Source organism: Epibacterium sp. HA2-3 (assembly GCF_055693725.2).
Window position 1 is genome coordinate 230,680 of record NZ_CM172490.1, and the last position, 24,479, is coordinate 255,158.

A 24,479-nucleotide genomic window follows, 5' to 3' on the forward strand; every position below is an offset into this window, starting at 1 on the left:
TTACCCAAGAGGGCAGCGCAGATTATTCAGCTGCCGCTTCTTCGGCGTCTTCACCTTCTGCTTCATCGTCAGCGGACTTGAGCCCGGACGGTGCAGAGATGTTTGCGATGACGAAGTCACGATCGATCGTCGGCTTGCTGCCTTCGGGCAGGGTCACGTCAGAGATGTGGATCACGTCGCCGATGGCTTTGCCAGTCAGGTCAACGGTCAGCTTCTCGGGGATGTCACCCGCGGTCACAACCAGTTCGACTTCGGCGCGCACAACGGTGAGAACACCGCCACGCTTCAGACCAACGCACTCTTCTTCGTTGATGAACTCAACGGGGATGAAGAGGTTGATTTTCGAGGTGCGGCGCAGGCGCATCAGGTCGAAGTGGGTGGGCAGGTCTTTGACAACGTCACGCTGGACGTCGCGGCAGATCACACGCACGTCGTCGTGGCCTTCAACCTTGAGGTTGAAAAGGGTCGACTTAAAGCGGCCAGCTTTCAGGCGCTTCAGCAGGACGTTGTAGGGGATCTGAATTGCCAGCGGGTCTGCGTCGCCGCCAAATACAACACCAGGAACCAGGTTCGCACGACGTGCTGCGCGAGCGGCGCCCTTGCCCGTCCCCGCGCGTACCTGGCACTCGAGATCAGGAATCTCATTCGCCATCTTAATTCTCCATATATGATCGGGGGTGCCTCCAAGGCTGTCACCCCGCGTGAAGCCGCCCTGTTAGACGGAAAACCCCTTTTTGGAAAGCCCTAATCCGCCATGTTCTGCAGTCGGGGCTGCAGTTTCCCGTCTGTATCCATCAAGCGGGCGTGCAAATCGAACTCTGCTCTGCGGGCAGCGCGAAGTTTGCGCTGCAATGAAGGCGAGAGCTCCGCCTTGGCAAAGGGCGAAACATTGTGGGGTTCAAAGATGATTCTGTGGCCAAACCTGTCGGCGAGGAAGGTCTCAAGCTGATCCCAGCGCTCATAGGCAAAGAGATGATCCACCAGAATCCGCCCACCACGACCGCTCAGCATGCGGTATTGGCTGCCGATCTGTGCGCAAGGGGGCGGATCTTCTGAGAGGACCGCCTCCACATATGCATCAAAGCTCAGGTGCCCTGCAAATTCGGGCTTGTCGCGAATGTCATCGCGGCAGCGGTATTTGTACCAGCTGCGGATCTGGTCTTCGGGATCCCTCAACACGGCAAAGCTCTCGAGCGCGACGCCAAAGGTACTGCGCACAAAGGGGCGGATCCGGCGGTGAAACCGCTGCGCAGACGTGTGTTTCTGAGACTTGCGAAACACGATGTCGGCATGGGGGCGCAACGCCTTTTCAATGGCGGTGGTTCCCGTCTTGGGCAGCGCGACAAATGCAAGAGCCTGCGGCGTGAAGATCAGCATACCCATGGAATAGCCGGTGCGCGAACGGCAGGCCAGCTTGTGCGCAGAGATTTTGGTGATTGTGGCGGCGCGCCCACTGTGCATTGTCGCCTTATGGAAATGCTGACGGATATGCGCACCAGTGCGGTGCATGGGCGGGCCTTTGTGGTCATGGGGTTCTGTGTCGGGGCCTTTGCGGCCTATGTGCCCCAGCTGAAAAGCCAAGCGGCGCTGAGCGATGCCGAATTTGGCCTTGCCCTGTTGATCGGTGCCGCCGGAGCCGTGGGCGCGATGTGGCTCGCGCCGCGCGTGGATCGCCTTCTGGGACATGCGGCGATGACCATCTGCGCGCTCTTGCTGGCGACGGCCTTTCTGCTGCCGGGCCTTGCGCAGAGCTGGGCCGGTTTTGCCGTGGCGATGTTTCTGGCCTCCGGGGCGGGAGGGCTTCTGGATGTGGTGATGAATGCACGTCTGTCCGGGCTCGAGGCACGTTCTGGCCGCTCCTTGATGAACCTCAACCATGGTCTGTTTTCGCTTGCCTACGCCCTGGCCGCCCTAGTCGCCGGGCTCGTTCGCGAAGCAGGTGTGCCGCCCGTCTGGTGTTTTGCGGGCATCCTTTTGGTGTCGGGCCTGTTGGCATTGGGAATGCGGGATGAGGTGCCGCCTGCGCCCAACGAAGATCCGCAAGGGAACGCGTCGCTGCCTCTGCCTGGGGCAATGATTGTGATTGCCGGGCTGATCGTGCTCATTGCCTTTACGGCTGAGCAGGCAACGGAACACTGGTCTGCACTGCATCTGGAGCGCGCCTTTGGTGCGAATGCGGCGGAAGGGGCTTTGGGGCCTGCGATTCTCGGTTTCACGATGGGTATCGGGCGTCTCTCCGGACAGGAGCTGGTGCGCCGCGTGGCCGAGGGCAGGCTCATGCAGATCGCCGCGGCGCTGGCGGCATCGGGGTTGATCCTTGCGGCGTTTGCCCCCGTGCAGGCCCTGGCCTACGCGGGCTTTGCGATCCTTGGATTGGGCGTCTCCACCGTCGGGCCGACCGCGCTTGCTTGGGTGGGCAAAACAATCCCATCGCGCCTGCGCGCGGCGGCCATTTCGCGGCTGGTGATGATTGGCTATTGCGGGTTCTTCGTGGGGCCGCCAGTGATCGGCTTTATTGCAGAGGTATTTGGTCTGCGGCTGGCATTAGCTCTGATGGGGGCAATGCTGCTCTGTATCACGGTGCTTCTGGTACCCGCCCTGCGCGCCAGTGCGCGAAAATCCGAGCTGATTGCCTGAATGCTACCGGGGCAACATGGCTGCCCCGGGGTGTGTCGACCAGGGTTCAGGCCCAGCGACCGGTGAAATCCTCTGGCACCAAGAGGTTGTGGCGACCAAGGTCGGTAACGTGTTTCTCGCCACAGAGCGCCATGGAGGTATCGAGCTCCTTGTGGATCACCTCAAGGGCACGGGTCACACCCTTTTGTCCCATGGCGCCCAACCCATACACAAAGGCTCGCCCAATCATGGTGCCGGTCGCCCCAAGCGCCAGCGCCTTCAGGACGTCCTGACCGGAGCGGATGCCACTGTCGAGGTGAACCTCCACCTGATCGCCCACCGCGTCCATGATCCGGGGCAGCATGCGAATCGACGAGAGCGCCCCGTCCAACTGCCGCCCACCATGGTTGGAGACGGTGATCGCATCCGCGCCGACCTTTGCCGCCATCTTGGCGTCTTCCTCATCCAGGATACCTTTGAGGATGACTTTGCCACCCCACATTTCCTTGAGTTTTTCGATCTTGCCCCAATCCAGCGAAGGGTCGAATTGCTCGGCCGTCCAGGACCCCAGCGAGGACGCATCCGAGACCCCTTCGACGTGGCCGACGATATTGCCGAAATTGCGCCGCTTCGCGCCGAGCATTTCGATGCCCCAGGCCCATTTCGTCATTAGATTTGCGATGGTTTTTGGGGTGAGCTTGGGCGGCGCAGAAAGGCCGTTTTTCAGGTCTTTGTGGCGCTGGCCAAGGATCTGCAGGTCGAGCGTGATCACCAGAGCCGAGCAATTTGCATCCTTTGCACGCGCGATCAGGCGGCGGATGTAGTCGTCGTCCTTCATGGTATAAAGCTGGAACCAGAAGGGCTTACTGGTCGCTTCTGAGACTTCTTCGATCGAGTTGATCGACATCGTCGAGAGCGTGAAGGGCACGCCAAAGGCTTCGGCTGCGCGGGCCGCTTTAATTTCGCCATCCGCACATTGCATGCCCGTCAGCCCAACCGGCGCCAGAGCCACGGGCATGGCAACATCCTGACCGATCATCTGCGAGGCTGTCGAGCGCCCCGCCATGTCGACCGCCACCCGCTGCCGCAGCCGGATCTGGTCGAAGTCCGTGCTGTTCTCGCGAAAGGTCTGTTCGGTCCAGGATCCGCTCTCCGCGTAATCATAGAACATCTTTGGCACACGCCGCGCATAAATACGCTTGAGATCTTCGATGTTGGTGATCACTGGCATGGGGGGCTCCTCGACCTGCGCAGAACTGGTAATGTTTTCTTACCAATATCTGACTGTGCTGGCAAGCCAGCCTGTCGTAACTATGCATTTACGGATTTCTGCAAGTTTATCGGTTAATATCTGCTGGAATCACTATGTATGCGTGCTTGAGCCGGCAGAGCAGGAAGCTTCTGGAGAATTGCCGGAGTTTCGACAGCTGACCAACGCGCAGCTTGGAGTTTTCGTCGCCCCGATTGCAGAGCAACCCGGGTTTTTTGTGATATTGGTTCTTGCGCCTGCCAATCGGTCGTTTTGACCGGGCAGCAGCCTACGGGGCGGGCGCCAGTTGGAGTGAGAGACAACGTGAGAGTTGTGTTTTCAGATCGGGATCTGGCTGGCATGCGTATTTCTGCATGGGCCGCTCTGACACCGCCGCAGATCTGGCACTGCTGTGCAGACGGGCTGGGGGGGCGCCTGGCGCCGCAAGACATCAACGTGAGACGCAGCTGCAATGTCTGATCCTGCGTATGATGCCATGACCCCAGAGGAGCTGCGCGCGGCTTTGATGCAAGAGCGCAGGTTGCGCGCAGAACTCGAAGAATCCGTGGAGCGCAAGTCCCACTCGCTGCGCCGGGCGAACGCGTCCCTCGTGTCCCTGGCCCGACAGATCGACCGGATGGTCAAAGAGCGCACCGAAGACCTCGCCCGCGACCGGGCCGAGGCGGAGGCCGAGAGTGCCGCAAAAACACAGTTTCTGGCCACGATGAGCCATGAAATCCGCACCCCGCTCAATGGGGTTCTCGGGATGGCATCGGCACTTGCGGATACCGAACTGGCAGAGCGTCAATCGCAGATCCTTGGGGTTCTGCGCGAAAGCGGGCAATTGCTGCTGAACATCGTTGATGACATTCTCGATCTCTCCAAGATCGAAGAGGGCAAACTCGAACTCGAACGTCTGCCGACAGATGTCGTAGCTTTGATCGAGACGGTTTATCGCCAGTTCAAACCGCGTATCGAGGCCAAGGGGCTCAATTTCAGCTCGATCTATGGCGAGGGGTTGGCGCAGGGCCCCGCCTGGGTCCACATCGATCCCACCCGATTCCAGCAAGTGCTGACCAACCTGTTGTCCAATGCGATAAAATTCACCGACACGGGTGCGATTGCGCTTTCGTCCAGCCTTGTCTTGCAGCACGACGGTGAGCTCATTTTATGCGTTGCCGTGCGCGATACCGGCGTCGGGCTCACGGATGCGCAAGTGGAGCGCTTGTTCCAACCCTACATGCAGGCCGATGCGAGCGTGGCGCGCAGCCACGGCGGTACCGGTCTTGGCTTGGCCATCGCGCGCCAGATCTGCGAGCGCATGGGCGGCACCCTGACCTGCCGCAGCCATGAGGGCGATGGCAGCGAATTCTGCGCGACCTTTCGCGCCGCTCCGGCAGAGCCCGTGGTCTCGTCCCATGACCCCCAGGACGAGAACGAACTGGAGGTGCTGAGGGCGCAACGCTGGAAGGTGCTGGTGGCCGAGGACAACCGAACCAACCGGATGGTTCTCCACCATATCCTGCGCGGCTATGACTTGGATTTGCACTGGGTGGACAATGGCGAAGAGGCGGTAAAAACCTGGCGTCAAGAACGGCCGGATCTGGTGCTGATGGATGTGAATATGCCGCAGCTCGACGGGGTGTCTGCGACCTCTGTAATCCGTCAAGAAGAGGCTGATGCACAAGCCGCGCCGGTGCCGATCATTGCGGTGTCGGCCAATGCGCTGGTGCATCAGATCAAAAGCTACCTCGCGAGCGGCATGACCGACCATGTCGCCAAACCGATCCGCAAGAAAAAGCTGTTGTCGGCCATGGCGCGCGCGTTGAAGTCCCGCCCAACGCTGCCCCCCGTGCCAGAAGAGCCAGCGGACAAAGGCGCAGCGCGGGTGCTCTCGCCCTAGCAGCTATGCCGCGCATCGCCTCAGCAAAGAAAAAACCAGCAGGGAGGATCGCTCCGATGCTGGTTCCATGTGCGCCCGCTGGGGCGGTGTCTCAATTGGGATCAGCCCGCGTGGGCGCCATCCGCCAGTGTTTTTACAAAGGCCAGCACCTCGGCAGGTGATTTCCCGGCTCCGATCTCGGCCACGATGGCGCTGCCAACGACGGCCCCATCCGAGATCGATGCGATGGTCTGCGCCCGTTCCGGCGTTTTGATCCCGAACCCCACGATGATCGGCAGATCCGTGGCCGCCTTGATGCGAGCCACTTCGGGCCCGACGTCCGCGGCCTCTGCCTCGGCGGCGCCGGTGATCCCTGTGATCGACACGTAGTAGACAAAACCGGATGTGTTTTGCAGCACGCGTGGCAGGCGAGCATCATCGGTGGTGGGGGTCGCAAGACGAATGAAGTTAAGCCCCGCCGCCTGTGCAGGCAGGCAGAGTTCGCTGTCTTCTTCTGGCGGCAGATCCACCACGATCAAACCGTCGATGCCGGCCTCTTTTGCATCGTTGAGGAATGTCTCGACACCGCGCGAGTAGATCGGGTTGTAGTAGCCCATCAGCACGATTGGCGTGGTGTCATCCTCTTTGCGAAAATCCCGCGCCAGCTGCAGTGTGCGCTCCAGCGTCATTCCGGCCTCCAGCGCGCGCTGACCTGCGAGCTGGATAGTTTCGCCGTCCGCCATCGGATCGGTAAAGGGCAAGCCGAGCTCGATCACATCGACGCCAGCGGCGGGCAGGCCTTTGACCACCTCCAAAGAGGTGTCGTAGTCGGGATCGCCCGCCATGACATAGGTGACGAAGGCCTTTTTGCCCGCGGCAGCGAGTTCAGCAAACTTAGCGTCGATGCGTGTGGTTGGGCGGGTCATATGAAGGCCTTTTTCGATCTCTGTTGCCTGCCTGATGTGCCGAAACTTCACGGTAAAATCAATCCCGGACGACAGGTCGGGCCAGCGCAGCGGGCAGTTTAGTTCAACGCGCGTTGCCCAAGCGGCATATGCAGCCGCAGGGTGATCGTATTGAGGCCCGGGTTTTCACGCGCCAGAGAGGCGTTGGACATATGCGTGAGCGCCAGTGACAGGCGCTTGCCCCCGCGCAGGTCGCGCCCGATGCCGATCAGCGAACGGATTTCAAAGTTGGACCCCAGATCATTGCGGGCCTCATTCTCGAAGTAGAGACCGGGCATCAGGCTGGCTTCGATGAACCAGCCGCGCCCGATATCGCGCTGGGCCTGCAGCCCGCCCCCAAAAAACACATCACCCGTCTCGTGGATGTGGCCTGCGACGCCCAGCCCAGCGTCAAAGCCCCAGACCTGCCAGTCGCGTGGCCCGAGGTACTCGGCGGAGAAATACGCGCCACTCTCGGCGATCTCATTGTTGAATTCCGCATGGCCCAGCCCGAACGTCAGCTCCTGAGCCCGGAGCGCGTGGCTCTGAAGGAGTGTAGAAATCAAAGTAGCAGCAATGATGATTTTGCGCATGCGGACCTCACAGTCTGTTTATACATTAAACCGGCTGGCCGGCAGAAGCGATTGAACAGATCAGCATAAGTGAATGCGTCTTTGCCATTTCAATAAGCGCCGCGTGCGTGTTGCAACGGCTGCGTGCTTGCGAAAACGGCGATTTGAGCCTAAGTGCTGGCTCCCAAATGGCATCAGGAGGCCGGTATGGGCTTTAAAATGGGAATCGTGGGTCTGCCCAATGTGGGCAAGTCGACCCTGTTCAACGCGCTGACCAAAACCGCCTCGGCGCAGGCGGCAAATTTTCCGTTCTGTACGATCGAACCGAACGTGGGTGAGGTGGGCGTTCCGGACGCGCGTCTCGACAAATTGGCGGCGATTGCGCAGTCCAAACAGATCATCCCAACCCGCATGACGTTTGTGGATATTGCTGGCCTCGTCAAAGGCGCCTCAAAGGGCGAAGGTCTGGGCAACCAGTTCCTTGCCAATATCCGTGAGGTGGACGCAATTGCCCATGTTTTACGGTGCTTTGAGGACGGTGACGTTACCCATGTCGATGGTCGCGTTGATCCGGTTGCGGACGCCGATACCATCGAAACCGAGCTGATGCTGGCGGATCTTGAGAGCATCGAGAAACGCCGCGCCAACCTCGTACGCAAGCTCAAGGGCAACGACAAGGAAGCCCAGCAGCAGGACCGCCTGCTCGCAGCGGCGCAGGCCATGCTCGAAGATGGCAAACCAGCCCGTCTGGTTGAGGTCGACGCAGAGGACCAGAAGGCCTGGACCATGCTGCAACTGCTGACCACAAAGCCGGTGCTTTACGTCTGCAATGTGGGTGAAAGCGAGAGCGTCGAAGGCAACGCACATTCCGCCAAAGTTGCCGAGATGGCCGCGGCTCAGGGTAACGCGCATGTGATCATTTCGGCGCAGATCGAAGAGGAAATCAGCCAGCTTGAGCCCGAAGAAGCGCAGATGTTCCTCGATGAGATGGGTCTCGCAGAAGCCGGTCTCGACCGCCTGATCCGCGCCGGTTACGAGCTCTTGCATCTGGAAACCTATTTCACGGTCGGCCCCAAGGAAGCGCGCGCCTGGACCATTCGCTCGGGCACCGCTGCGCCCCAGGCGGCAGGCGTTATCCACGGCGATTTTGAAAAGGGTTTCATCCGCGCGGAGACCATCGCCTATGACGACTACATCGCTTGCGGCGGTGAATCCGGCGCCAAAGAAGCGGGCAAGATGCGCGCCGAGGGCAAGAGCTACATCGTCAAGGATGGCGATGTGATGCACTTCTTGTTCAACACCTGATCATCCGCATCGTCACAAGTTCAGAATGCCCGTCTTCGAAGGAAGGCGGGCATTTTTGCGAAACAGTTGATGGATAATCGAGAGGCTGGCAGGCTTGAGTTGCCGCTAACATAGGTGCTAAACCCGCTCGATTAATCAGTCTTGGGGATAACAATGACAACAAAACTCATCATCGACACGGACCCCGGCATCGACGATGCGATGGCTATTTTCTACGCCGCCGCCGCGCCCGATATCGAGCTTCTGGGGCTGACCACGATCTTTGGCAATGTGACCACCAAGATGGCCACCCGCAATGCGCTGCGTCTGCTTGAGGCCGCTGAACTGGATCTGCCCGTTGCCCATGGCGCGGAAAAGCCGCTGGTCCTGCCCCCCTTTGAGCCTTCGGCCCATGTGCATGGCGACGAAGGCTTTGGCGACATTCCCGCCGTCAATCCCAAAGGGCAGGCGATTGCAGAAGATGCCGCCGATTTCCTGATCCGAATGGCGCGCGAACACAAGGGCGAGCTGGTGGTCTGCCCGGTGGGGCCGCTGACGAATATCGCCATCGCGATCGAGCGTGACCCGGAGTTTGTGAAAAACTGCAAGCGCATCGTCATCATGGGGGGCTCGCTTGAGGCGGGCGGAAATATCACGCCCCATGCCGAGGCCAATATCTACCACGACCCCCACGCCGCCGAGGCGGTCTTTGCCGCCGCCGCGGGCAAGGTGGTGATGGTTGGGCTTGATGTGACGCTCAAGATTCTCTGCACCCCCGAGGATTTCGACGGCATCAAGGAGCGCTCGCCGGAGCTTGGTGGCATGCTCAAGGACATGAGTGTCTTTTACATCAAGTTCTATCAGGAAGTGGCCAATCTCAATGGATGTTCTCTGCATGACCCCGCAGCGGTGATTGCCTGCACCCATCCCGACCTCTTTAAGACCCGGGCCGTGAAACTGGCCGTTTCGGTCGAGGAGGAGACCTCTGGCAAGACCCAGCTGGCCGAGGATGGTCGTGGCGATACACATGTCGCGATGGACGTGGACGCAGAGGCCGTCAAGGCACTGTTCCTGAAGCGCCTATCGCTGCTGCCCTGAACCACTCCGCCTGTGCCGGTGTGGCGCGGGCGGATCGGGCGAGAGGGCCAAGTCGCCCTCTTGCCGCCACGTCCAAAACGACGAATTCAGCCGGAGGGTGCCTCTCACAAGCAGCGGCTCTTGAATTTGCCCCCGCTCTCGGGTAGATCGCCCTCCTAGTCGACAAGAGAGAGTGCGAGAGCCCTATGGCCACCATCAATCCCGTTAAGTTCATCCAGCAGGTGCGCGCAGAAGTCAGCAAGGTTGTCTGGCCGACCCGTCGCGAGGTTCTGCTGACCACGGTCATGGTGTTCATCATGGCGGCTCTGGCTGCGGCATTCTTTGCTGTGGTGGACCTCTTGATCCGCACCGGTCTCAACGGTGTGCTCGGGCTCTTTGGCTGAGGCAGGCATTTGCAGCGCCGCCTTCGTCGCGGCGCCGTTGCCTCTTGATCTTGCCCGCGCAGGGGGATAGTTCAGCCGATACTGGATGAGGCGTGCGGCGATTCGCACGCCGATTTTTGTTGCACCGCAGCCACTGGGCTGCACAGAGATATTTTGCGGCAAAGCCCGCAGGGAACAAGAAGGACGAGCAGGTTCATGGCGAAACGGTGGTATTCGGTCAGCGTTCTTTCGAACTTCGAAAAGAAAATCGCAGAACAGATTCGCACCGCGGTCGTGGAGCAGGGTCTAGAGGACGAGATCGACGAGGTTCTGGTTCCCACCGAGGAAGTGATCGAAATTCGCCGGGGCAAGAAAGTCTCGACCGAGCGCCGCTTCATGCCGGGCTATGTTCTGGTTCACATGGAAATGTCCGACCAGGGCTATCACCTGATTTCTTCCATCAATCGCGTCACCGGTTTCCTCGGTCCGCAAGGCCGCCCGATGCCGATGCGTGATGCCGAAGTGCAGGGCATCCTGGGCCGCGTCGAAGAAGGTGTCGAGGCGCCGCGTACACTCATTTCCTTTGAGGTGGGCGAAAAGGTCAAAGTCAACGACGGCCCCTTCGAGGATTTCGACGGTATGGTCGAGGGCGTGGACGACGAGAACCAGAAGCTCAAGGTCACGGTGTCCATCTTTGGTCGCGAGACCCCGGTGGAGCTCGACTTCACGCAGGTCACCAAACAGGTTTGATCTGCGCCGGTTTCCGGCGCTACACGGAATTTCCCATTGGGAACTTGAGGATCGGCCCCTAAAATGGGGCCGATTTTTGTTTGGTCCGCCGGAGTTCCCGCCCATGAAATTGCTCGTCGTATCGACGAATGCTGCCCTCACCATGGGGGGCGAGGCGATGAAGGCGCTGCAGTATATGCAGCAGCTCTTGGCGGATGGACGCGATGCCACTCTCATCACCCATGAACGCTGTCGCGAGGCTCTTGCGGGGCAATTGCCAGAAGATCGGGTGATCTATGTGCAGGACAGCCGTGCAATGAAGGCCTGCTGGCGCACGCCGGGGCTTGGACGGTTGGTGAACAGTTTTTTCCACCTCGAGGTCGCCCGGATCTGTCGCGGCTATGATCCGAGCGAGGTGGTGATCCACTATCTGTGTCCGATCTCCCCCGTCGAGCAGCGCTTCCCGCCGAAGGGATATCGCTATGTCATTGGCCCGCTTTCGGGCAATATCTTCTACCCAGAGGGGTTTCGACATCTTGCGGGGCGGGGGCTGCGCCTGCAGCATCAGGCGTATCGGCCTTTGCAGATGGCGCTTGGCCTCTTGTCTAGGCAATTCACGCGCGCCTCGACCGTGTTGGTTTCCGGCTATGACCGTACCCGAGAGGCCCTCGGCTGGGCGGGTTGCCCGGAGGCCCGCATGCAGGACGTCTGGGATGCGGGCCTGTCTCCCGATTTCTTTGCGCGTCCCCGGATTCAGCCCGGTAGGAACCCGGCGCATTTCGTGTGGATCGGACGCATGGTGCCCTACAAGGGGGCGGATCTGGCTATTCGTGCGCTGGCGCTGGCCCCACAGGAGGCGCGGCTCACGCTCTATGGAGATGGGCCGGATCGTGCCGAACTGGAGGCGCTCGCCCGCGATCTTGGCCTGATGTCGCGGGTCACCTTTGCGGGCTGGCTTGCGCATGGGGATCTCTCCGAGGCGTTGGGCCAGTACCGGGCGCTCTTGTTCCCGAGCCTCAAAGAAGCCAACGGCATCATCGTGCAGGAATGTATGGCGATCGGCTTGCCGGTCGTGGCCTTGCGCTGGGGCGGGCCTGTGGGGCTCGCCGATGACACTGAGGCGCTGTTTGTCGAGGCGCAGAATGCCGCGCAGGTCGAGCAGGACCTGGCTGCGGCCATGAAGCAGTTGACAGAAGACCCAGCCCTAGCGGAGGCGCTCTCCGAGGCGGCGCGGCGCAAGGCTGAAAACGAGTTCCCCTGGCCGCAGGTGGCCCAAAGCTGGTACAGTGCAGCACGTCGCGCGCAGGATGCGGCCGCAGCAGAGCCAAAGCACCGCGGCGGGGGTTGATCTCTGCTGAGATGGGGCGTAAGAGCCGCCAATCTGCCCGGTTTCTCAACCGGGCGTGATTCTTGTGGGAGGCCCAAGCGTCGCGACGTGTTGGGTCGAACCACGCAACGCAAAAGAGCGTTTGGGCGCGCCCAAAGGCTGTTGAAAAGGAGACAACCACATGGCTAAGAAGCTTGTTGGTTCGATGAAGCTGCAGGTTCCTGCAGGTCAGGCAAACCCATCCCCGCCAGTTGGCCCCGCACTGGGTCAGCGCGGCATCAACATCATGGAATTCTGCAAGGCGTTCAACGCCAAGACCGCAGACATGGAGCCCGGCGCTCCGTGCCCGACCGTGATCACCTACTATCAGGACAAGTCCTTCACCATGGACATCAAGACGCCGCCCGCGTCTTACTACCTGAAGAAGGCTGCAAAGATTAAATCCGGCGCGAACAACCCGAGCCGTGAGACCGCAGGCACCGTCACTGCCGCTCAGGTGAAAGAGATCGCCGAAGCGAAGATGAAAGATCTGAACGCGAACGACATCGAAGCCGCGATGCAGATCATCCTGGGCTCCGCCCGCTCCATGGGCATCGAGGTGAAGTAAGATGGCAAAGCTCGGTAAACGTACCCGCGCAGCGCGCGAAGCCTTCGCAGGCAAATCGAACCTCACCATCGAGGAAGCCGTCGCACTGGTGAAGGCAAACGCCACCACCAAATTTGACGAAACCGTCGAAATCGCGATGAACCTCGGTGTTGACACCCGTCACGCAGACCAGATGGTCCGCGGCGTTGTTGGCCTGCCCAACGGCACCGGCAAAACCATGCGTGTTGCCGTGTTCGCACGTGGCCCCAAGGCTGACGAAGCCAAGGAAGCTGGCGCAGACATCGTTGGTGCAGAAGACCTGATGGAAACCATCCAGGGCGGCACCATCGATTTCGATCGCTGCATTGCAACCCCGGACATGATGCCCGTCGTTGGCCGTCTGGGTAAGGTCCTTGGCCCGCGCAACCTGATGCCGAACCCCAAAGTTGGCACCGTGACCATGGACGTGAAAGCGGCCGTGGAAGCAGCCAAAGGCGGCGAAGTTCAGTTCAAAGCGGAAAAAGGCGGCGTTGTGCACGCTGGCGTTGGCAAAGCGTCCTTCGACGAAGCCAAGCTGGTTGAAAACGTGCGTGCCTTTGTGTCCGCAGTGGCCAAAGCCAAGCCTTCCGGCGCCAAAGGTGCCTACATGAAGAAAATCGTCCTGTCCTCCACCATGGGCCCGGGCGTCACTCTTGACGTGGACGGTGCGGTCTCCGAGTAATCGGACCCCTTCCATATCTGAGAAAAGAAAGGCGGCACTCCGGTGTCGCCTTTTTTTGTGCACGATCCGCGCGTATGGGTGATCCTGACGGACGCGGGCCACACGCCCGGCGGGGCGCAATTGCAAAGGATCACAGGCGCATATGGCACAGGCAAACAGGCAGCTTTGGCGCGTGGGAGCGATCATGAATGAGCCTCTCGCAGAGGTGCTGAAGTTCTGTGCGTGGTACCTTGAGCGCGGCGCGCATGAGCTGGTGATCTGTTTCGACAATCCCGACGATCCGGCGATTGCGCGGCTTGCCGGTCATCCTCGCATTCGCGCCATCCCCTGCACCGCTGCGTTCTGGGGCGCGCTTGACCTGACCCCGGATGTGGCCTTTGTCACGCGTCAGAACGCGGCGCTGACGTGGATCTATCATCAGTATCCGGACGGCTGGCTCTTGAACGTTGATGCGGATGAGTACCTGTATCTGGTGGGGCGTGACGTGGCCGATCTCTTGGCGGAGGTGCCCGCAGAGAAAAAATCCCTGCGCGTGCGAACCGCCGAGCGTGTTTTGACCGAAGAGAATCCCACCTGCGCCCATTTTCGCCTGCCGATGGCGCGTCCGGTTCGACGCGCGGTGTATGGCGAGGATGCGCCTCTTTTTGGCCCCCGAAGAGAGGGGCTTGTGGGCCATTCTCACGGCAAATCCTTTGTGCGCAGCGGCATAAGGGGGCTTGCGCTCCGGCAACACTGGCCGCGCGGGCTGCGTGACGATGGCGCGGATGAGCTGGTTCTGGGGCATCAGGATCGGGCCTATCTCTTGCATATGATCGGCGCGCGCTATGATATATGGCGCGACAAGGTGACCTGGCGCTCCGCATCGCGCGGCTTTACCACGGGGCTGACCGAGCGCATTGCGGCAGCACAAGTCGCGCCCGCGCCGGAGGAGGCGCTTCGCGATTTGCATCGGCGTTTGCATGCTGCCACGCCCGCGCGTCTCTCCGCGCTGCGGGCCAGGGATGTTCTCCTGACGGTCCCGCTGGAACTAGATGCTTTGGCAGAGGCGCATTTTGGGGCGTGAGCTGCGCCGCGCCCAGAACGGTCATCGCGCTCGGCGCTGCCCAATTAAGGGGTTGGAAATCCGCCGCGACAGGACTATGAAGCCCCCACGGAGCAAAGCGTGCGATTCGTCGTGCGCTTTTCTCCTTTTCGTCCAAGATGGTGGGTGGCCTGTCGATCGGGCCTTAATTTCCCTCCTGAGACGGGTAAGACCAATGAAAGATCGAGAGTTTTCACTCTCGGGCGACTTTGGCTGGAACCCCGTAAAACGGACTTGACCGCCGCATCTTTCGGGATGTGGCAGAAAATGAGCCGGGGCATCTGCCCCTAATTTGGAGAGAACTGTGGATAGAGCCCAGAAAGAGAAAGTGGTCGAGGAACTCGGCCAGATCTTCGAAAGCTCTGGCGTGGTGGTCGTAGCCCACTACACCGGTCTGACAGTATCCGAGATGCAGGACCTTCGCGCACGTGCTCGTGACGCGGGCGGCTCCGTGCGTGTTGCCAAAAACAGGCTCGCCAAAATCGCCCTCGAGGGTAAGCCGTGTGAAAGCATGTCTGACCTGCTGACAGGGATGACCGTTCTGACCTATTCCGAGGACCCCGTGGCAGCAGCCAAGGTGGCCGAGGACTTCGCCAAGGAGAACAAGAAGTTCGAAATCCTTGGCGGTGCAATGGGCGAGAACGCTCTGGACCGCGCAGGCGTTGAAGCCGTGTCGAAGATGCCGTCCCGCGAGGAGCTCATTGCTTCCATCGTTGGCTGCATCGGCGCACCGGCCTCCAACATCGCCGGCGCAATTGGCGCACCTGCAAGCAACATCGCAAGCATCCTTTCGACCATCGAAGAGAAGGCGGAAGCTGCGTAAGCGGTTGGCACTTAATGACTGGCGTAGGGTGATATTACCCACGTTGGAACACACATCTGTAAACGGAAAGAGCTAATACAATGGCTGATCTGAAAGCACTCGCGGAAAGCATCGTTGGTCTGACCCTGCTGGAAGCACAAGAACTGAAAACCATCCTCAAAGACGAGTACGGCATCGAGCCGGCAGCTGGCGGCGCCGTAATGGTTGCAGCCGGTGGCGACGCAGCAGGCGGCGCAGCTGAGGAAGAGAAAACCGAATTCGACGTCGTTCTGAAGAACGCCGGCGCGTCCAAGATCAACGTGATCAAAGAAGTCCGCGGCATCACCGGCCTGGGCCTCAAAGAAGCCAAAGAGCTCGTTGAAGCTGGCGGCAAGATCAAAGAAGGCGTGGACAAAGCAGAAGCCGAAGACATCAAAGGCAAGCTGGAAGCAGCTGGCGCCGAAGTCGAGCTGGCCTAAGCACCGCGTTAGAGGACATTCGGGCTGGATTTCCTGCGGGAACTTCTGCTCTATAGGCCTCAAATCATTTGGCTGGATCCGGGGATGCCCGGGTCCAGCTGAACCTGTCTCAGAAAGGGGCCTTTTCACCTGTGTTTGGGTGGCCCTTTTCTCAGGCGAGGTTCGTTGGATCGGGAGGTCGCCATTCGGGACGGTGGCCATGAATTGATCCAGACCACGCTGTCTCTGATGGATGAGGTGCCGGGGCCCGGCGGCTGCCTTGTTTGTTGAGAACTCTGAAAGGTGAACTCTGACATGGCTCAAACGTTCCTTGGCCAGAAACGTCTTCGCAAATATTACGGCAAAATCCGCGAAGTGCTGGATATGCCGAACCTCATTGAGGTACAGAAATCTTCTTATGATCTTTTCCTGCGCTCCGGTGATGCGCCTCAGCCGCTTGACGGCGAAGGCATCAAAGGTGTGTTCCAGTCGGTTTTCCCGATCAAGGATTTCAACGAAACCTCCGTTCTGGAGTTCGTGAACTACGCGCTTGAGCGTCCCAAGTACGACGTTGACGAATGCATGCAGCGTGACATGACCTACAGCGCACCGCTGAAGGTCACTCTGCGCCTGATCGTGTTTGATGTCGACGAGGACACCGGCGCGAAATCCGTTAAAGACATCAAGGAACAGGATGTCTTTATGGGCGACATGCCCCTGATGACCCCGAACGGGACGTTCATCGTGAACGGCACCGAACGTGTGATCGTGTCCCAGATGCACCGCTCACCGGGTGTGTTCTTTGACCACGATAAGGGCAAAACCCATTCCTCCGGTAAACTGCTGTTTGCCTGCCGCATCATCCCGTATCGCGGCTCCTGGCTCGACTTCGAATTCGACGCCAAAGACATCGTCTTTGCTCGCATCGACCGTCGCCGCAAACTGCCGGTGACTACGCTGCTTTATGCGCTGGGTCTCGACCAGGAAGGCATCATGGATGCCTACTACAACACCGTGAACTTCAAGCTTGAGAAGTCGCGCGGCTGGGTCACGCCCTTCTTCCCCGAGCGTGTGCGTGGCACCCGCCCGACCTATGACCTCGTGGATGCCGCCACTGGCGAAATCATCTGCGAAGCAGGCAAGAAAGTCACCCCGCGCGCGGTCAAGAAGATGATCGACGAAGGCAACATTACCGAGCTGCTCGTTCCGTTCGAGCATATTGTCGGTAAATATGTCGCCAAGGATATCATCAACGAAGAAAACGGCGCGATCTATGTCGAAGCGGGCGACGAGCTGACGCTTGAGTATGACAAAGACGGCGACATCATTGGCGGGTCCGTCAAAGAGCTGCTCGATGCCGGTATCACCGACATCCCGGTTCTCGACATCGACAACGTCAATGTCGGCCCCTACATGCGCAACACCATGGCGCAGGACAAGAACATGTCCCGCGAAACCGCGCTCATGGACATCTACCGCGTGATGCGTCCGGGCGAGCCGCCCACCGTCGAAGCGGCCTCCGCGCTGTTTGACACCCTGTTCTTTGATTCCGAGCGCTACGACCTGTCGGCCGTTGGTCGCGTGAAGATGAACATGCGTCTGGCTCTGGATGCCGAAGACACTCAGCGGACTCTGCGCAAAGAAGACATCGTCGCCTGTATCAAGGCGCTGGTGGAGCTGCGTGACGGCAAGGGCGACGTGGACGACATCGACCACCTCGGCAACCGCCGCGTGCGGTCCGTGGGCGAGCTCATGGAAAACCAGTACCGCGTTGGTCTCCTGCGCATGGAGCGCGCGATCAAAGAGCGCATGTCCTCTGTCGAGATCGACACCGTGATGCCGCAGGACCTGATCAACGCCAAGCCCGCTGCTGCGGCTGTGCGTGAATTCTTTGGCTCCTCGCAGCTGTCGCAGTTCATGGACCAAACCAACCCGCTGTCGGAAGTCACCCACAAACGCCGTCTCTCGGCGCTTGGCCCCGGTGGTCTGACCCGCGAGCGTGCTGGTTTTGAGGTGCGCGACGTTCACCCGACCCACTATGGCCGGATGTGTCCGATTGAAACGCCGGAAGGTCCGAACATTGGTCTGATCAACTCGCTGGCGACCTTTGCCCGCGTGAACAAGTACGGCTTCATCGAGACCCCCTATCGTGTGGTGAAGGACGGACAAGTGACCGATGAGGTTCACTACATGTCCGCCACCGAGGAAATGCGTCACACCGTGGCGCAGGCGAACGCCAACCTCGATGAAGACAACCGCTTTGTGAATGACCTCGTGTCCACCCGTCAGTCGGGCGACTACACGCTGGCTCCGAATGAGAGCGTCGACCTGATCGACGTGTCGCCCAAGCAGTTGGTATCGGTTGCGGCCTCGCTCATTCCGTTCCTTGAAAACGACGACGCGAACCGCGCTCTGATGGGTTCGAACATGCAACGTCAGGCGGTTCCGCTGCTGCGCGCAGAAGCGCCGCTGGTCGGTACCGGCATCGAGGAAATCGTGGCGCGCGACTCTGGCGCGGCGATCATGGCGAAGCGCGCAGGCGTGATCGACCAGATCGACGCTCAGCGTATCGTGATCCGGGCAACCTCCGATCTGGAGCTGGGCGACGCAGGCGTGGACATCTACCGCATGCGCAAATTCCAGCGCTCGAACCAGAACACCTGCATCAACCAGCGTCCGCTGGTGAAAGTGGGTCAGACGGTCGAGAAGGGCGAAGTGATCGCAGATGGTCCCTCCACCGATATGGGTGAACTGGCGCTCGGTAAAAACGTGGTTGTCGCGTTTATGCCGTGGAACGGTTACAACTATGAGGACTCCATCCTGATCTCCGAGCGTATCGCGCGTGACGACGTCTTCACCTCGATCCACATCGAGGAATTCGAAGTCGCCGCTCGTGACACCAAGCTTGGGCCGGAAGAGATCACCCGCGATATTCCGAACGTTGGTGAAGAAGCGCTGCGCAACCTCGACGAGGCAGGCATCGTCTACATCGGTGCCGATGTGGAGCCGGGCGATATCCTCGTGGGTAAGATCACACCGAAGGGCGAAAGCCCGATGACGCCGGAAGAAAAGCTTCTGCGCGCCATCTTTGGTGAGAAAGCCTCCGACGTGCGCGACACCTCGCTGCGCGTGAAGCCGGGCGATTACGGTACCGTTGTTGAGGTCCGCGTCTTCAACCGTCACGGCGTCGAAAAAGACGAACGTGCGCTGCAGATCGAGCGTGAAGAAGTCGAACGTCTGGCCCGTGACCGGGACGACGAGCTCGGCATTCTGGACCGCAACATCTACGCCCGTCTGCGTGACCTTCTGCTCGGCAAAACTGCCGTCAAAGGCCCCAAAGGCGTGCGTGGCAACACCGTCATCGACGAGGATCTGCTGGACAACCAGCTGACCCGTGGTCAGTGGTGGATGCTTGCTCTGGAAGAAGAGCAGGACGCTCAGATCCTTGAGGCACTGAACGAGCAGTACGAAGCACAAAAGCGTGCTCTGGACGCCCGTTTCGAGGACAAGGTCGAGAAGGTCCGTCGCGGCGACGATCTGCCCCCGGGTGTGATGAAGATGGTCAAAGTCTTCATCGCCGTGAAGCGTAAGCTGCAGCCGGGCGACAAGATGGCCGGTCGTCACGGGAACAAAGGTGTTATCTCTCGCGTGGTGCCGATGGAGGACATGCCGTTCCTCGCCGATGGTACCCCGGTGGACTTCTGCCTTAACCCGCTCGGCGTGCCGTCGCGCATGAACGTTGGTCAGATCCTTGAAACCCACATGGGTTGGGCCGCACGCGGCCTGGGTCTGAAAATCGACGACGCACTTCAGGACTATCGCCGCACTGGCGATCTGACCCCTGTGCGTGATGCGATGCGCGAGGCCTATGGTGAGGACGTTTATGAAGAGGGGATCTCTTCCATGGACGAAACCCAGCTCATCGAGGCTGCTGGCAACGTGACCCGTGGTGTGCCGATCGCAACGCCGGTCTTTGACGGTGCAAAAGAAGATGACGTCAACGACGCGCTGGTGCGCGCGGGCTTTGACCAGTCCGGTCAGTCGATCCTGTTCGACGGCCGCACCGGTGAGCAGTTCGCACGTCCGGTGACCGTGGGCATCAAGTATCTCTTGAAGCTGCACCACCTCGTGGACGACAAGATCCACGCCCGTTCCACTGGTCCGTACTCGCTGGTTACCCAGCAGCCGCTCGGTGGTAAGGCACAGTTCGGTGGTCAGCGCTTTGGTGAGATGGAAGTCTGGGCCCTCGAAGCCTATGGCGCCGCCTACACCCTGCAAGAGATGCTCACCGTGAAATCGGATGACGTCGCTGGCCGGACCAAGGTCTATGAGTCGATCGTCAAGGGCGAGGACAACTTTGAGGCGGGCGTACCGGAATCGTTCAACGTTCTGGTCAAAGAAGTCCGCGGCCTCGGCCTGAACATGGAACTCCTGGATGCGGAGGTTGAGGAGTGAGGGGGCTTCCCCTCACCCCACGTCCCCCCTTCCGCAAGATTTGAGGTATCAAAATGAACCAGGAAATCACCAACAACCCGTTCAACCCGCTGACTCCGCCCAAGGTCTTTGACGAAATCAAAGTCTCGCTGGCCAGCCCCGAACGGATCCTGTCTTGGTCCTACGGCGAGATCAAAAAGCCGGAAACCATCAACTACCGTACGTTCAAGCCCGAGCGTGACGGCCTGTTCTGCGCGCGTATCTTTGGCCCGATCAAAGACTACGAATGTCTCTGCGGCAAATATAAGCGCATGAAGTATCGCGGCGTTGTCTGCGAGAAATGCGGCGTCGAAGTCACGCTGCAAAAGGTCCGTCGCGAGCGCATGGGCCACATCGAACTGGCAGCACCCGTTGCGCACATCTGGTTCCTGAAGTCGCTTCCGTCCCGGATCGGCCTCATGCTGGATATGACCCTGCGTGATCTGGAACGTGTTCTTTACTTTGAAAACTACGTTGTCATCGAGCCGGGTCTCACAGACCTGCAATACGGCCAGATGATGACCGAAGAAGAGTACATGGACGCGCAAGACGCCTATGGCATGGACGCCTTCACCGCCAATATCGGTGCCGAAGCGATCCGCGAAATGCTGGCGGCGATCGATCTTGAGGCAGAAGCCGAGCACCTGCGCGCCGAACTGGCCGAGGCCACCGGCGAACTGAAGCCCAAGAAGATCATCAAACGTCTGAAAGTTGTGGAATCCTTCCTCGAGTCGGGCAACCGTCCTGAGTGGATGATCATGACCGTGATCCCGGTCATCCCGCCGGAACTGCGTCCGCTGGTTCCGCTGGATGGCGGTCGTTTTGCGACCTCCGACCTCAACGACCTCTATCGTCGTGTGATCAACCGGAACAATCGTCTGAAGCGCCTCATCGAGCTGCGCGCGCCTGACATCATCGTCCGCAACGAAAAGCGGATGCTGCAGGAATCCGTTGATGCTCTGTTCGACAACGGCCGTCGTGGCCGCGTCATCACCGGTGCCAACAAACGCCCGCTGAAGTCGCTCTCCGACATGCTGAAGGGTAAGCAGGGTCGCTTCCGTCAGAACCTTCTCGGTAAACGCGTCGACTTCTCCGGTCGTTCGGTCATTGTGACCGGCCCCGAGCTGAAGCTGCACCAGTGTGGCCTGCCCAAGAAGATGGCGCTCGAACTCTTCAAGCCCTTCATCTACTCGCGTCTGGAGGCCAAAGGTCTGTCCTCCACCGTGAAGCAGGCGAAGAAGCTCGTTGAAAAAGAACGTCCCGAAGTTTGGGATATCCTCGACGAGGTGATCCGCGAGCACCCGGTGATGCTGAACCGCGCACCGACGCTGCACCGTCTTGGTATTCAGGCGTTCGAACCCACGCTGATCGAAGGTAAAGCGATCCAGCTGCACCCGCTGGTCTGTTCGGCGTTCAACGCGGACTTCGACGGTGACCAGATGGCTGTGCACGTCCCGCTGAGCCTTGAGGCCCAGTTGGAAGCGCGCGTCCTGATGATGTCCACGAATAACGTTCTGTCGCCCGCAAACGGTGCGCCGATCATCGTTCCCTCGCAGGATATGATCCTTGGTCTCTACTACCTCACGCTGGAGCGTGAAGGCATGAAGGGCGAAGGCAAGATCTTTGGCAACCTCGACGAAGTCCAGCACGCGCTGGACGCGGGCGAGGTGCATTTGCACTCCAAAGTGACCGTGCGGGTTCCGCAGATCGACGAAGAGGGCAACGAAGTCTTCCAACGCTTCGAGACCACGCCGGGCCGCGCCCGTCTGGGATCCTTGCTGCCGAAGAACGCCAAGGCGCCGTTTGAGCTGGTGAACCGTCTGCTGCGCAAGCGCGAAGTTCAGCAGGTCATCGACACCGTCTACCGTTACTGCGGTCAGAAAGAGTCGGTGATCTTCTGTGACCAGATCATGACCATGGGCTTCCGCGAAGCGTTCAAGGCGGGCATCTCGTTCGGCAAGGACGACATGGTGATCCCTGACAACAAGTGGACCATCGTCGACGACACCCGCGATCAGGTGAAAGACTTTGAACAGCAGTACATGGACGGCCTGATCACTCAGGGCGAAAAGTACAACAAGGTTGTCGATGCTTGGTCGAAGTGTAACGACAAGCTGACCGAAGCCATGATGTCCACCATCTCGGCGGTCAAAAAGGCTGAAGATGGTTCCGACATGGAACCGAACTCGGTCTACATGATGGCCCACTCCGGTGCGCGTGGCTCCGTGACGCAGATGCGTCAGCTGGGCGGGATGCGTGGTCTGATGGCAAAGCCGAACGGCGACATCATCGAGACCCCGGTTATCTCGAACTTTAAAGAAGGCCTCACCGTTCTGGAGTACTTCAACTCCACCCACGGTGCGCGTAAGGGTCTGTCGGACACCGCTCTGAAAACGGCGAACTCCGGTTACCTTACACGTCGTCTTGTGGACGTGGCGCAGGACTGCATCGTGCGCGAGCATGACTGTGGCACCGAGCGTGCGATCACGGCTGAAACCGCGGTCAACGATGGTGAAGTTGTGGCGTCTCTTGGTGAGCGTATCCTGGGTCGTGTGGCGGCAGATGACGTCAAGCGTCCAGGTACCGAAGAAGTCCTGTTGGCTGCAGGTCAGCTCATTGACGAGCGTATGGCCGACACCATCGAGGAAGCTGGCGTTCAGTCCATGCGCATCCGCAGCCCGCTGACCTGTGAAAGCGAAGAGGGCGTCTGCGCCATGTGCTATGGCCGCGACCTTGCACGCGGCACCATGGTCAACTCCGGTGAGGCCGTCGGCATCATCGCGGCGCAGTCCATCGGTGAACCAGGTACACAGCTGACGATGCGGACCTTCCACATCGGCGGCGTGGCCCAGGGTGGTCAGCAGTCCTTCCTCGAGGCGTCCCAGGAGGGCAAGATCGTGTTCGAGAACACGAACACGCTCACCAACGCCAACGGCGAAGTTCTGACCATCGGCCGGAACATGAAGCTGATCATTCAGGACGAGCACGGTGAAGAACGCTCCAGCCACAAGCTGGGTTACGGGACCAAGCTCTTTGTGAAAGAGGGCCAAGAGGTCAAACGCGGCGACAAACTGTTCGAGTGGGACCCCTATACCCTGCCGATCATCGCCGAGAAGCCGGGTACTGCGAAGTACGTGGACCTCGTGTCCGGTCTGGCCGTGCGCGAAGAAACCGACGATGCCACCGGCATGACCCAGAAGATCGTGATCGACTGGCGTGCGGCACCGAAGGGCTCTGACCTGAAGCCGGAGATCATCCTTGTGGGTGACGATGGCGAACCGGTCCGCAACTCCCTTGGCAACCCGCTCACCTATCCGATGTCCGTGGATGCGATCCTGTCCTGTGAAGACGGTCAGAAGATCGAAGCCGGTGACGTTGTTGCGCGTATCCCGCGTGAAGGTGCGAAGACGAAGGACATTACCGGTGGTCTGCCGCGTGTGGCCGAACTCTTCGAGGCGCGTCGTCCGAAAGATCACGCGATCATCGCGGAAATCGACGGCTATGTGCGCTTTGGTCGCGACTACAAGAACAAGCGTCGTATCTCGATCGAGCCGGCAGATGAGTCCATGGAGGCCGTGGAATACATGGTGCCCAAGGGCAAGCACATCCCGGTGGTCGAAGGCGACTTCGTTCAGAAGGGCGACTACATCATGGACGGCAACCCGGCGCCGCATGACATCCTCTCCATCATGGGTGTCGAGGCTCTGGCGAACTACATGATCGACGAGGTGCAGGACGTCTATCGCCTGCAGGGTGTGAAGATCAACGACAAGCACATCGAGGTGATCGTTCGCCAGATGCTGCAGAAGTGGGAGATCTCCGACTCTGGCGAGACCACGCTCCTCAAGGGCGAACACGTCGACAAGCAGGAGTTCGACGCTGCAAACGAGAAGGCGCTGGCCCGTGGCAAGCGTCCTGCTCAGGGCGAGCCGATCCTTCTTGGTATCACCAAGGCGTCGCTGCAGACCCGCTCCTTCATCTCCGCGGCCTCCTTCCAGGAGACCACACGGGTGCTCACCGAAGCCTCCGTACAGGGCAAGAAGGACAAGCTGGTCGGCCTGAAGGAAAACGTCATCGTGGGTCGTCTGATCCCGGCGGGTACCGGTGGTGCCACCCAGCAGGTGCGTCACATCGCGGCCTCGCGCGACAATGTGGTTCTTGAGGCCCGTCGTGAAGAAGCCGAAGCGGCGGCAGCCCTTGCTGCGCCGATGGCGGATGATGCGGCGGATGCGGACTTCCTGGTGGAGACCCCGGAAAGCCGCGACTGAGCCTGACCGGCCGTTTTGAAATGAAGA

20 protein-coding genes are annotated in these 24,479 nt (G+C 60.0%); 15 read left to right on the forward strand and 5 right to left on the reverse strand.

The features are described from left to right. Nucleotides 1-22: 22 nt before the first annotated feature. Together ACZ1HH_RS01105 and ACZ1HH_RS01110 are read right to left on the reverse strand one after the other, a co-directional pair. A complete protein-coding gene (locus tag ACZ1HH_RS01105) occupies nt 23-652 on the reverse strand; it encodes a 50S ribosomal protein L25/general stress protein Ctc (RefSeq protein WP_011537583.1) in 630 nt (209 codons plus the stop codon). Nucleotides 653-744: 92 nt separating this feature from the next. After that, a complete protein-coding gene (locus tag ACZ1HH_RS01110; RefSeq protein ID WP_472637080.1) occupies nt 745-1,509 on the reverse strand; it encodes a hypothetical protein in 765 nt (254 codons plus the stop codon). On the opposite strand from ACZ1HH_RS01110, the gene ACZ1HH_RS01115 reads away from it, so the two are divergent. Beyond that, nucleotides 1,489-2,637 (forward strand): MFS transporter, encoded by a 1,149-nt coding sequence (locus ACZ1HH_RS01115; protein WP_472637081.1) that lies wholly within the window; start codon nt 1,489-1,491, stop codon nt 2,635-2,637. The two genes, ACZ1HH_RS01110 and ACZ1HH_RS01115, sit on opposite strands and share 21 nt — an antisense overlap. A 46-nt stretch (nt 2,638-2,683) precedes the next feature. Here ACZ1HH_RS01115 and ACZ1HH_RS01120 read toward each other — a convergent pair whose 3' ends face one another. Beyond that, nucleotides 2,684-3,847 (reverse strand): alpha-hydroxy acid oxidase, encoded by a 1,164-nt coding sequence (locus ACZ1HH_RS01120; RefSeq protein ID WP_011537586.1) that lies wholly within the window; start codon nt 3,845-3,847, stop codon nt 2,684-2,686. Between ACZ1HH_RS01120 and ACZ1HH_RS01125 the strand changes: the two genes are divergently transcribed. Beyond that, nucleotides 3,828-4,142: a hypothetical protein gene (locus ACZ1HH_RS01125; protein WP_472637082.1), complete on the forward strand. Its 315-nt coding sequence runs from the start codon at nt 3,828-3,830 to the stop codon at nt 4,140-4,142. The two genes, ACZ1HH_RS01120 and ACZ1HH_RS01125, sit on opposite strands and share 20 nt — an antisense overlap. A gap of 195 nt (nt 4,143-4,337) precedes the next feature. Continuing rightward, nucleotides 4,338-5,768, forward strand: a complete 1,431-nt coding sequence (locus ACZ1HH_RS01130; protein WP_472637083.1) for an ATP-binding protein — start codon at nt 4,338-4,340, stop codon at nt 5,766-5,768. Nucleotides 5,769-5,869: 101 nt separating this feature from the next. Here the strand turns inward: ACZ1HH_RS01130 and trpA are convergent, their stop codons facing one another. Both trpA and ACZ1HH_RS01140 read right to left on the reverse strand, forming a co-directional pair. After that, nucleotides 5,870-6,673 carry a tryptophan synthase subunit alpha gene (gene trpA, locus ACZ1HH_RS01135; protein WP_416367788.1) on the reverse strand — a complete coding sequence of 268 codons (804 nt, stop codon included), beginning with the start codon at nt 6,671-6,673 and terminating at the stop codon, nt 5,870-5,872. Between the two features lie 98 nt (nt 6,674-6,771). Next, complete coding sequence (locus ACZ1HH_RS01140) at nt 6,772-7,284, reverse strand: acyloxyacyl hydrolase (RefSeq protein ID WP_011537590.1); 513 nt, start codon at nt 7,282-7,284, stop codon at nt 6,772-6,774. A 186-nt stretch (nt 7,285-7,470) separates the two neighbouring features. On the opposite strand from ACZ1HH_RS01140, the gene ychF reads away from it, so the two are divergent. The 12 genes from ychF to rpoC all read left to right on the forward strand — a co-directional run bounded on the left by ychF (nt 7,471) and on the right by rpoC (nt 24,452). Continuing rightward, on the forward strand, nt 7,471-8,568 hold the full coding sequence (gene ychF, locus ACZ1HH_RS01145) for a redox-regulated ATPase YchF (protein ID WP_011537591.1): 1,098 nt from the start codon (nt 7,471-7,473) through the stop codon (nt 8,566-8,568). 153 nt (nt 8,569-8,721) lie between these two features. Beyond that, the gene (locus ACZ1HH_RS01150; protein WP_011537592.1) at nt 8,722-9,645 is read left to right on the forward strand and encodes a nucleoside hydrolase; all 924 of its coding nucleotides are present in this window, start codon (nt 8,722-8,724) and stop codon (nt 9,643-9,645) included. Nucleotides 9,646-9,830: 185 nt separating this feature from the next. Next, a complete protein-coding gene (gene secE / locus ACZ1HH_RS01155) occupies nt 9,831-10,028 on the forward strand; it encodes a preprotein translocase subunit SecE (RefSeq protein WP_011537593.1) in 198 nt (65 codons plus the stop codon). 195 nt (nt 10,029-10,223) lie between these two features. Then, complete coding sequence (gene nusG, locus ACZ1HH_RS01160) at nt 10,224-10,757, forward strand: transcription termination/antitermination protein NusG (RefSeq protein ID WP_005621026.1); 534 nt, start codon at nt 10,224-10,226, stop codon at nt 10,755-10,757. 103 nt (nt 10,758-10,860) lie between these two features. Next, nucleotides 10,861-12,084 carry a glycosyltransferase family 4 protein gene (locus tag ACZ1HH_RS01165; protein WP_487320336.1) on the forward strand — a complete coding sequence of 408 codons (1,224 nt, stop codon included), beginning with the start codon at nt 10,861-10,863 and terminating at the stop codon, nt 12,082-12,084. A gap of 160 nt (nt 12,085-12,244) precedes the next feature. Then, a complete protein-coding gene (gene rplK / locus ACZ1HH_RS01170) occupies nt 12,245-12,670 on the forward strand; it encodes a 50S ribosomal protein L11 (RefSeq protein ID WP_005621043.1) in 426 nt (141 codons plus the stop codon). A gap of 1 nt (nt 12,671) precedes the next feature. Continuing rightward, on the forward strand, nt 12,672-13,370 hold the full coding sequence (gene rplA, locus ACZ1HH_RS01175) for a 50S ribosomal protein L1 (RefSeq protein WP_011537595.1): 699 nt from the start codon (nt 12,672-12,674) through the stop codon (nt 13,368-13,370). Between the two features lie 184 nt (nt 13,371-13,554). Beyond that, entirely contained in the window at nt 13,555-14,433 is an 879-nt protein-coding gene (locus ACZ1HH_RS01180; protein ID WP_487320337.1) for a glycosyltransferase family 2 protein, read from the forward strand. Between the two features lie 322 nt (nt 14,434-14,755). Further along, the gene (gene rplJ / locus ACZ1HH_RS01185; RefSeq protein ID WP_011537597.1) at nt 14,756-15,274 is read left to right on the forward strand and encodes a 50S ribosomal protein L10; all 519 of its coding nucleotides are present in this window, start codon (nt 14,756-14,758) and stop codon (nt 15,272-15,274) included. Nucleotides 15,275-15,354: 80 nt separating this feature from the next. Continuing rightward, nucleotides 15,355-15,732, forward strand: coding sequence for a 50S ribosomal protein L7/L12 (rplL, locus tag ACZ1HH_RS01190; protein WP_011537598.1), 378 nt, complete (start codon nt 15,355-15,357; stop codon nt 15,730-15,732). Nucleotides 15,733-16,026: 294 nt separating this feature from the next. Then, nucleotides 16,027-20,166, forward strand: a complete 4,140-nt coding sequence (rpoB, locus tag ACZ1HH_RS01195) for a DNA-directed RNA polymerase subunit beta (RefSeq protein ID WP_011537599.1) — start codon at nt 16,027-16,029, stop codon at nt 20,164-20,166. Nucleotides 20,167-20,219: 53 nt separating this feature from the next. Next, nucleotides 20,220-24,452, forward strand: coding sequence for a DNA-directed RNA polymerase subunit beta' (gene rpoC, locus ACZ1HH_RS01200; protein ID WP_011537600.1), 4,233 nt, complete (start codon nt 20,220-20,222; stop codon nt 24,450-24,452). Nucleotides 24,453-24,479 lie beyond the last annotated feature (27 nt).

Bases quoted from the DNA above. Each gene is read 5' to 3' on its own strand.
- ACZ1HH_RS01105 (WP_011537583.1), bottom strand. From the start codon at position 652: ATGGCGAATGAGATTCCTGATCTCGAGTGCCAGGTACGCGCGGGGACG.
- ACZ1HH_RS01115 (WP_472637081.1), top strand. From the start codon at position 1,489: ATGCGCACCAGTGCGGTGCATGGGCGGGCCTTTGTGGTCATGGGGTTC.
- ACZ1HH_RS01110 (WP_472637080.1), bottom strand. From the start codon at position 1,509: ATGCACCGCACTGGTGCGCATATCCGTCAGCATTTCCATAAGGCGACA.
- ACZ1HH_RS01125 (WP_472637082.1), top strand. From the start codon at position 3,828: ATGTTGGTGATCACTGGCATGGGGGGCTCCTCGACCTGCGCAGAACTG.
- ACZ1HH_RS01120 (WP_011537586.1), bottom strand. From the start codon at position 3,847: ATGCCAGTGATCACCAACATCGAAGATCTCAAGCGTATTTATGCGCGG.
- ACZ1HH_RS01130 (WP_472637083.1), top strand. From the start codon at position 4,338: ATGTCTGATCCTGCGTATGATGCCATGACCCCAGAGGAGCTGCGCGCG.
- trpA (WP_416367788.1), bottom strand. From the start codon at position 6,673: ATGACCCGCCCAACCACACGCATCGACGCTAAGTTTGCTGAACTCGCT.
- ACZ1HH_RS01140 (WP_011537590.1), bottom strand. From the start codon at position 7,284: ATGCGCAAAATCATCATTGCTGCTACTTTGATTTCTACACTCCTTCAG.
- ychF (WP_011537591.1), top strand. From the start codon at position 7,471: ATGGGCTTTAAAATGGGAATCGTGGGTCTGCCCAATGTGGGCAAGTCG.
- ACZ1HH_RS01150 (WP_011537592.1), top strand. From the start codon at position 8,722: ATGACAACAAAACTCATCATCGACACGGACCCCGGCATCGACGATGCG.
- secE (WP_011537593.1), top strand. From the start codon at position 9,831: ATGGCCACCATCAATCCCGTTAAGTTCATCCAGCAGGTGCGCGCAGAA.
- nusG (WP_005621026.1), top strand. From the start codon at position 10,224: ATGGCGAAACGGTGGTATTCGGTCAGCGTTCTTTCGAACTTCGAAAAG.
- ACZ1HH_RS01165 (WP_487320336.1), top strand. From the start codon at position 10,861: ATGAAATTGCTCGTCGTATCGACGAATGCTGCCCTCACCATGGGGGGC.
- rplK (WP_005621043.1), top strand. From the start codon at position 12,245: ATGGCTAAGAAGCTTGTTGGTTCGATGAAGCTGCAGGTTCCTGCAGGT.
- rplA (WP_011537595.1), top strand. From the start codon at position 12,672: ATGGCAAAGCTCGGTAAACGTACCCGCGCAGCGCGCGAAGCCTTCGCA.
- ACZ1HH_RS01180 (WP_487320337.1), top strand. From the start codon at position 13,555: ATGAATGAGCCTCTCGCAGAGGTGCTGAAGTTCTGTGCGTGGTACCTT.
- rplL (WP_011537598.1), top strand. From the start codon at position 15,355: ATGGCTGATCTGAAAGCACTCGCGGAAAGCATCGTTGGTCTGACCCTG.
- rpoB (WP_011537599.1), top strand. From the start codon at position 16,027: ATGGCTCAAACGTTCCTTGGCCAGAAACGTCTTCGCAAATATTACGGC.
- rpoC (WP_011537600.1), top strand. From the start codon at position 20,220: ATGAACCAGGAAATCACCAACAACCCGTTCAACCCGCTGACTCCGCCC.